Origin of the sequence: Rhizobacter sp. (assembly GCF_031412075.1) — a bacterium.
Classification (GTDB): domain Bacteria; phylum Pseudomonadota; class Gammaproteobacteria; order Burkholderiales; family Burkholderiaceae_C; genus Rhizobacter.
The window spans coordinates 1-8,229 of record NZ_JANOCG010000185.1 but is presented as its reverse complement, the minus strand read 5'-3'; the positions used below and the strand labels follow the sequence as shown (position 1 = coordinate 8,229).

Genomic DNA, 8,229 nt, shown 5'->3' with positions numbered 1-8,229 from the left:
CACCAGCAGCACGGTCACCCGCTGCTTCAGCTCGATCTTGGTGATCTCGGTGCGCTTCTCGTTCAAGAGGAACGAGGTCACTTCCACCGGCACCTGCACATGCACGGCAGCCGTGTTTTCCTTCATCGACTCTTCTTGCACCATGCGCAGGATCCGCAAAGCCGAAGACTCGGTGTCGCGGATGTGGCCGGTGCCGTTGCAGCGCGGGCAGGTGATGTGGCTGCCTTCGCTCAGGGCCGGGCGCAGGCGCTGGCGGCTGAGTTCGAGCAGGCCGAACTTGCTGATCGAGCTGAACTGCACACGGGCGCGGTCTTGGCGCAGCGCGTCGCGCAGGCGGTTTTCCACGTCGCGGCGGTTCTTCGACTCTTCCATGTCGATGAAGTCGACCACGATCAAGCCGCCCAGGTCGCGCAGGCGCATCTGGCGCGCGATTTCGTCGGCGGCTTCGAGGTTGGTGCGGGTGGCGGTTTCTTCGATGTCGGAGCCACGGGTCGAACGCGCGGAGTTCACGTCGACCGACACGAGCGCTTCGGTGTGGTCGATCACGATGGCGCCGCCCGAAGGCAGGTTGACCGTGCGCGAGAACGCGGTTTCGATCTGGTGCTCGATCTGGAAGCGGCTGAACAGCGGCGCGTCATCGCGGTAGCGCTTCACCTTGGCGGCCGCCTCGGGCATCACGTGGCTCATGAACTGCTGAGCCTGGTCGTAGATGTCGTCGGTGTCGATCAGGATCTCGCCGACGTCGGCGGTGAAGTAGTCGCGGATCGCGCGGATCACCAGCGACGACTCCTGGTAAATCAGGAACGCGCCCTTGGTCGCCTGTGCAGCGCCGTCGATGGCGGTCCACAGCTTGAGCATGTAGTTCAAGTCCCACTGCAGCTCGGGTGCGCTGCGGCCGATGCCGGCGGTGCGGGCGATCAGGCTCATGCCTTTCGGGTACTCGAGCTGGTCGAGGTTTTCTTTCAGCTCTTCGCGGTCTTCGCCTTCGATGCGGCGCGACACACCACCGCCACGCGGGTTGTTGGGCATCAGCACCAGGTAGCGGCCGGCGAGCGAGACGAAGGTGGTGAGGGCCGCGCCCTTGTTGCCACGTTCTTCTTTTTCGACCTGCACCAGCAGCTGGTCGCCTTCCTTGATGGCGTCTTGAATGCGTGCGTTGCGCACATCGGTGCCGTCGCGGAAGTAGTTCTTCGAGATTTCCTTGAACGGCAGGAAGCCGTGGCGGTCTTCGCCGTAGTCGACAAAACAGGCTTCGAGCGATGGCTCGACGCGGGTCACGACCGCCTTGTAGATGTTGCCCTTGCGTTGCTCACGGCCTTCGATTTCGGTTTCGAAGTCCATCAGCTTCTGGCCATCGACGATGGCCAGGCGACGTTCTTCTTGCTGTGTCGCGTTGATCAGCATGCGTTTCATGTGCGCTCCTTGGCTGCCTTCGCCGCGTGTTTGCGGTCGGGGCAGCTCACCCAACACGCCGCCACTGAAAAATCAGGGGCGGCTCATCGATGCACGAGAAACGTGAATGAACCGGAAGGAATCGCCCTGGACTGTGGTGACGGGGTGCCGATCAATCGATCGGTGGCCCGTCTGGCAGCGTTGGCGCGTGCGTGGCAGCGGGCAAAGGGGCGGGCTGTGAGGCCCGTGTTCGAGACCGGGCCACGGCGCTGCCGGCGCGGCGTGTGCGCGAGAGGCAGTGGGGGGTGGGGGTCGGGAACAACATCCGATTTGATCGCTGGACGCGGGTGGGAGGCATCTACCGGTGTTCGTCGCGCTTGTGGCGCCGGCCCCGGTGGCGTGTCTCCCGCCTGGAAACCTTTTTGGCAGGGTTCGTTCTTGTTTCTCTGCCGCACCGGGCTGCCAGCTGCTTGGTCACTTGGGGGCCAGGCCCGCTGTACGCCGGGTGCGTTGCATCACCTAGTGGCCCGCCTTTCGGCCGGCCGCCGCGTTTTACCGTGTGTTTGTCTGAGTGGTGGGTCGCTGGTGCGACGTAAACTCAGAAGAATCAATCACTTACAGCGAAAACGTGGTGCATCGCATTATAAGGGCCAAAACGGAGCCGGCGGCAAGTCCCCGCCCTCCAGCACCCAAGCCCGCCGTGCACACCGTGCAGATCGATGAAGGCTCGCAGGGCCAGCGGCTCGACAACTTCCTGGTCAAGCTGCTCAAGGGCGTGCCCAAGACCCATGTCTACCGCGTCATTCGCTCGGGCGAAGTTCGGGTCAACAAGGGCAGGGCGTCGGCCGACACCCGCCTGGAGCTGGGTGACCTGGTGCGCATCCCGCCGGTGCGGGTGGCTGAAAAGTCGGACGCGCCTGCCGCGCCGGCCCGCGAATTCCCCATCGTTTACGAGGACGAGCACCTGCTGGCCGTCAACAAACCCGCCGGCGTGGCGGTGCACGGCGGCAGCGGCGTGAGCTCGGGCGTGATCGAGCAGCTGCGACAGGCGCGGCCCACGGCCAAGTTTTTGGAGCTGGTGCACCGGCTCGACAAGGAGACCTCGGGCCTGCTGCTGATCGCCAAGAAACGCGCGGCCCTGGTCGCGCTGCAAGAGCAGTTCCGCAGCCGCGAGACGGGCAAGACCTACGCCGCGCTCGTGATCGGCGCCTGGCCGGCCAGCCGCAAGGTGATCGATGTGTCGCTGCACAAGTTTTTGACGGCCGAGGGCGAGCGCCGGGTGCGCGCGGTCGATGAAGACCATGAAGATGGCCGACGCTCCATCACCCTGGTGAAGGTGGCCAAGATGTTTGCCGACTTCACTTTGCTCGACGTGACCATCAAGACCGGCCGCACCCACCAGATTCGCGTGCACCTGGCGAACGAAGGCCACCCGATTGCGGGCGATGAAAAATACGGTGACTTCGCGGTCAACAAGGCCCTCGCCAAGGGCGAAGCGGTGCGCGGCCACCGCTTCGACCGCATGTTTTTGCACGCCCGCCGGCTGCGCTTCGAGCACCCCGCCACGGGCGAGGTCATCGAGCTGGAAGCACCCTTGCCCGCAGAATGTGAAGCGTTTGTCCACGCGCTTTCTTTGATCTCACTCCCATGACCCGACCCCGCCAATTCGACCTGATCGCCTTCGACTGGGATGGCACCCTGTTCGACTCCACCGCCTTGATCGCGCGTTGCATCCAGGCGGCCTGTGCCGACCTGGGCGTGCCCGTGCCCAGTGACAAAGACGCGAGCTACGTGATCGGCTTGGGCCTGGTCGAGGCCTTGCAACACGCCGCTCCCGGCCTGCCGCGCGAGCGTTACCCTGAGCTCGGCAACCGCTACCGCCACCACTATTTCGCCAAGCAGCACGAGATCGTGCTGTTCGACGGCACCCTGGCCATGCTGAAAGCGCTCAAGGAGCGCAACCTCTGGCTGACGGTGGCCACCGGCAAATCGCGCAAGGGCCTGGACGAAGCGCTCACCAGCGTCGAGTTGCGCGGCATGTTCGATGCCACCCGCACGGCGGATGAGACCGCCTCGAAACCCAACCCGCTGATGCTGCTGGAGCTGATGCGCGAGTTCGGCGTCGAGCCCGAGCGCACGCTGATGATCGGTGACACCACGCATGACTTGCAGCTCGCGGCCAATGCCGGCGCGGCGAGCGTGGGTGTGAGCTACGGTGCGCACGAGCCGGCGAGTTTTGCCGAATTCAAGCCGCTGCACATTGCGCACTCGGTGCACGACCTCAACGACTGGCTGGCGCGCCATGCTTGAGGCGCCGGTCGCCACGCCGCCGCAGCTCCTGTGTGCGGGCGAGCAGCTTGCCGAGCGCGGCACGGCCTTCGTGTTCGATGTGCTGCACTACCGTCAGCCCGCCCGTGCATTCGTGCTGCGTTTCGACGGCCAGGTGGTGGCTTACCTCAACCGCTGCCTGCACGTGCCCACTGAAATGGACTGGCAGCACGGCGAGTTTCTCGACGGCGACCGCGAGTTCATCATCTGCTCCATCCACGGCGCGGCCTACGAACCGCGCGAGGGGCGCTGTGTCGGCGGGCCCTGTGGCCGCGGCAAGCTGACCGCGCTGCAGGTGGTCGAGCGCGATGGGCAGGTGTATTGGTATTCTTCCCGCGACACCCAACCCGCCTTCCCCGCATGAACCCCCAAGACGAGATTCCGCCCGCAGCCCCGCCGGCTGTGGAAGCTGCACCCAGGGCGCCTGCTGCGCCACCAGTGGCTGCAACTGCCCCTGCCCCGGCGGCGTGGGACCAGACCCTCGCGCTGTTTGCGCGCGACTACCTGGCCGACCGCCGCGCCGAGCGGCGCTGGCGTGTGTCCTTCCGCCTGATGTGGTTGACGCTGTTTGCCTTTGCGTTCTGGCTCTTGCTCACGGCGCGCGACCACTCGGCCACGCCGAGCGGCCCGCACACCGCGCTGGTGGAAGTGCGTGGCGAGATCGCCGAAGACACCGAGGCGAGCGCCGAGGTGCTGGTGGCTGCGCTCAAGTCGGCGTTCGAAGACAGTGGCGCGCAAGCGGTGGTGATCCGCTTCAACTCACCCGGCGGCAGCCCGGTGCAGGCCGGCATCGTCAACGACGAGATCCGCCGCCTGAAGGCCTTGCACAAGAAAAAGGTCTACGCCGTGATCGAAGAGGCTTGCGCGTCGGGGGCGTACTACATCGCCGTGGCCGCCGACGAGATCTACACCGACAAGGCCAGCATCGTCGGCTCGGTCGGTGTGCTGATGGACGGCTTCGGTTTCACCGGCACGATGGAAAAGCTCGGCGTCGAGCGCCGCCTCATCACTGCGGGTGACAACAAAGGCATCGGCGACCCGTTCACGCCGATGTCTGAAAAGCACCGCGCTTTCACACAAGCCATGATCGACCAGATCCATCTGCAGTTCATCCAGGTGGTGAAAGAAGGCCGTGGCAAGCGGCTCAAGGTCTCGCCCGACACCTTCTCGGGCCTCTTCTGGAACGGCGAAGAAGCGGTCAGGCTCGGCCTGGCCGACCACCTGGGCAACCTCGACTACGTGGCGCGCGAGGTGGTGAAGGCCGAAGACATCATCGACTACACGCCGAAGGAAAACGTGGCCGAGCGGCTGGCCAAACGTTTTGGCGCTTCGGTGGGCGCGGGCGCGGTGAAGGCGATGCGCAGCGCGGGTTCTTTTCGCTGAAGAGAGTGCGCCAAAGAGCGTGCGCTAAGGCACGAAGCGGTAGCCGATGCCCGTCTCGGTGACGAGGTGGCGCGGCTGTGAGGGATCGATCTCGATCTTGCGGCGCAGGTGGCCCATGTAGACGCGCAGGTAGTGCGTGTCTTCGAGGTGGTTGGCGCCCCACACGGCGTTCAGCACCTGTCGATGCGTCAGCACGCAGTCGGGCCGGGCCGCGAGGTGGGTCAGCAAGCGGTATTCGATCGGTGTCAGGTGAAGCGGCTCGCCCTTGCGCTCCACCATCCGGCGCGCCAGATCGACTTTCACGTCGCCGAAGCTGACAACCGTGCTGCCGGGCGCGGCGCCTGCCGCGCGGCGGCGCAAATGCGCGCGCACGCGGGCCAGCAACTCACCTGCACCGAAGGGTTTGATGAGGTAGTCGTCGGCGCCTGCGTCGAGGGCCGCGATCTTGTCGGCCTCGGTGGTGCGCGCTGACAGCACGAGCACCGGCACGTCGGACCAGGTGCGCAGGTCGCGGATCAGGTCGATGCCGTCACCGTCGGGCAGCCCGAGGTCGAGGATCACGATGTCGGGGTGGCGTGTGCCGGCTTCGATCAGGCCGCGCTGCACGCCTTCGGCCTCGTGCACCTCGAAGCCTTCATGCGTGAGCGACAGGCGCACGAAGCGGCGAATCTCCGCTTCGTCTTCAACCACCAGCACCTTGATCGCCGCATCACTCATGGGCTGCCATTGTCGGCCTCGATGGCATCGAGCGTGGGGGGCGTGCCGCGAGGCAGCTCGAAGCTGAAGCGTGCACCACCGTCGGGGCGAGTTTCGCCGCGGATGCTGCCGCCATGGGCCTGCACAATGGCGCGGCAGATGGCCAGGCCCAAGCCCACACCGGGGGACGCGCTTTCCTTGCGGCCGCGCTCGAACATCTGGAACAGCGCTTCCTCGCGCCCCTTGGGCAGGCCGGGGCCGTGGTCGTCGACACGCACGGTCACCTGTGCGCTCGAGGCCACCGCACTGATCTCGATGAGGCTGCTGGCGGGCGTGTACTTGGCCGCGTTTTCCAGCAGGTTGCACAGCACACGCTCCAGCAGCACGGCGTCGAAGTCCAGCAGCGGCAGGTCGGGTGGCAACGAGACGCGCAGGCGCGCCGCATCGAGCGTGCCGCCCATGGCCTTGATCGCGCTGCCCACCACTTCGTCGAGCGGCTGCCAGTGGAGGTTGAGCTGCACCGGGCCGGCCTGCAGGCGGGCCATGTCGAGCAGGTTGTTGACCAATGAATTCATGCGCAGCGCGGCCTCACGCATGCCGACAATGATCTCGCCCTGGGCCCCGGTGGGGGCCGGCTGCACCAGCGCCAGCGAATCGGCCATGCCGACCAGCGCGGCCAGCGGCGTGCGCAGGTCGTGCGAGATGGCGGCCAGCAGCGAATTGCGCAGGCGCTCCGATTCCATCTGCAGCGTGGTGCTCTGAGCCACGTCGACGTAGTGAATGCGTTCCAGCGAGATGGCGAGCAACGAGGCGCAGGTGTCGAGCAGGCGGCGCTGTTCGGGGCCGAACAGGCGCGCCGGATTTTTGGGCTCGATGGCCAGCACGCCGCGCATGCGCATCGGCGCCTTCAGCGGCAGGTAGAGCGCGGCCGAGCCGGGCAGGGTGTCGGTGCCGTGGCCGGCGGCCTGGGCATGGCTGTGGGCCCACTGCGCCACGCCGAGGTCGACGCCGGTGGCCGGGTCGGGCGCGGGCAAAGGGGGTGTGATCTGGTCTTCGAGGTTGGCCACCAGCAAGGCCGAGCGGGCGTCGAACTCGGAGCGCAGGAAACGCGCCGCGATCTCGGCCACCTGCTCGGGCATCAAGGCGCCCGACAGGTCACGCGACATGGCGTAGAGCGCGCTCACGCGCTCCTCGCGTTTGGTGGCCACGCGGGCCTGGAACTTGAGCCCGGCGGTCAGCTGGCCGATCACCAGGGCCACCACCAGCATCACCACGAAGGTCAGCAGGTACTGCGCGTCGCTCACACTGAAGGTGAAGCGCGGCGGCACGTAGAAGAAGTCGAATGCCCCCACGCTCATGAAAGCCGCCATCACCGCCGGCCCCCGGCCGAAGCGCACCGCGACCCCCACCACGGCGAGCAGGAACACCATCACGATGTTGGCCAGATCGAGCACCGAATGCAGCGGGGCGGTCAACACGGTGACCCCGGCGCACAGGGCCGCAGTCCAGGCATAGGGCCGCCATGCGGGGCCCGGCGCGCTGTCGGTATCAGGCCCGGCCGACGCCGGGGCCGGCCAGCGGGTGCCGCGCTCGCGCGCGGGCAGCGCGATCTGGATCACGTCAAGGTCGTTGCCCTGCCCGCCCACCGCTTCGGCCAGCGTGTCGCGCCACCAGGGCGTGCGCCGGCCGGTGTCGCGACCCAGCACCACCCGCGACAGGTTGTGCTCGTGCGCGTACTTCACCAGCGTGCTGGCCAGGGCATGCCCGCTGAGCGTGGCGGTGGTCGCACCGGCGTCTTGCGCAAGTTTCAGCACGCGCATCAAGCGCTGCCGCGCTGCCTCGGGCAGGCGCTGCAGCTGCGGTGTCTCGACGTGCACGCAGTGCCAGGGCACGTCGAGCTGGGCGGCCATGCGCGCGGTGGCGCGCACCAGTTTTTCAGAGCGCTCGTCGGGGCCGATGCACAGCAACAGCGCCTCACGTGTCTGCCACACGGGCGGCGCGGCCATGCTGCTGCGGTACTGCAGCATCTCGTCGTCGACCCGGTCGGCGGTGCGGCGCAGCGCCAGCTCGCGCAAGGCGATCAGGTTGCCCTTGCGGAAAAAGTTGCGCACCGCCGCGGCGGCCTGCTGCGGCAGGTAGACCTTGCCCTCTTTCAGGCGCTGCAGCAGCTCGTCGGGCGGCAGGTCGACGATCACCACCTCGTCGGTTTCGTCGAATACCCGGTCGGGCACGGTCTCGTGGATGCGGATGCCGGTGATGCCGCTCACCACGTCGTTCAGGCTCTCCAGGTGCTGCACGTTCATCGTCGACCAGACGTCGATGCCGGCGCCGAGCAGCTCTTCGACGTCTTGCCAGCGCTTGGGGTGGCGCGAGCCGGGCACGTTGGAGTGCGCCAGCTCGTCGACCAGGATGAGCTGCGGCTTGCGTGCC

At 66.8% G+C, this 8,229-nt stretch carries 7 protein-coding genes; 4 read left to right on the top strand and 3 right to left on the bottom strand.

All coding sequences use genetic code 11. From position 1 onward, the window contains the following. Nucleotides 1–1,413, bottom strand: a 1,413-nt coding sequence (locus RMO40_RS06525; protein ID WP_309717972.1) for an Rne/Rng family ribonuclease, incomplete at its 3' end; no start/stop codon positions are given. A gap of 679 nt (nt 1,414–2,092) precedes the next feature. Here RMO40_RS06525 and RMO40_RS06520 point away from each other — a divergent pair. Genes RMO40_RS06520 through RMO40_RS06505 form a run of 4 tightly spaced genes read left to right on the top strand, consistent with a single transcriptional unit; the run spans nt 2,093 to nt 5,103 of the window. Continuing rightward, nucleotides 2,093–3,043 (top strand): RluA family pseudouridine synthase, encoded by a 951-nt coding sequence (locus RMO40_RS06520; RefSeq protein WP_309717970.1) that lies wholly within the window; start codon nt 2,093–2,095, stop codon nt 3,041–3,043. After that, complete coding sequence (locus RMO40_RS06515; protein ID WP_309717967.1) at nt 3,040–3,702, top strand: HAD-IA family hydrolase; 663 nt, start codon at nt 3,040–3,042, stop codon at nt 3,700–3,702. Before RMO40_RS06520 ends, RMO40_RS06515 begins: the two co-directional genes overlap by 4 nt. Further along, nucleotides 3,695–4,084 carry a Rieske 2Fe-2S domain-containing protein gene (locus tag RMO40_RS06510; protein ID WP_309717965.1) on the top strand — a complete coding sequence of 130 codons (390 nt, stop codon included), beginning with the start codon at nt 3,695–3,697 and terminating at the stop codon, nt 4,082–4,084. The genes RMO40_RS06515 and RMO40_RS06510 overlap by 8 nt, the downstream gene beginning before the upstream one ends. Continuing rightward, entirely contained in the window at nt 4,081–5,103 is a 1,023-nt protein-coding gene (locus RMO40_RS06505; RefSeq protein ID WP_309717964.1) for a S49 family peptidase, read from the top strand. Before RMO40_RS06510 ends, RMO40_RS06505 begins: the two co-directional genes overlap by 4 nt. 24 nt (nt 5,104–5,127) lie before the next feature. Here RMO40_RS06505 and kdpE read toward each other — a convergent pair whose 3' ends face one another. Further along, the gene (gene kdpE, locus RMO40_RS06500) at nt 5,128–5,820 is read right to left on the bottom strand and encodes a two-component system response regulator KdpE (RefSeq protein ID WP_309717962.1); all 693 of its coding nucleotides are present in this window, start codon (nt 5,818–5,820) and stop codon (nt 5,128–5,130) included. Then, the coding region (locus RMO40_RS06495; protein ID WP_309717960.1) for a DUF4118 domain-containing protein at nt 5,817–8,229 on the bottom strand (2,413 nt) is incomplete at its 5' end. The genes kdpE and RMO40_RS06495, both read right to left, overlap by 4 nt.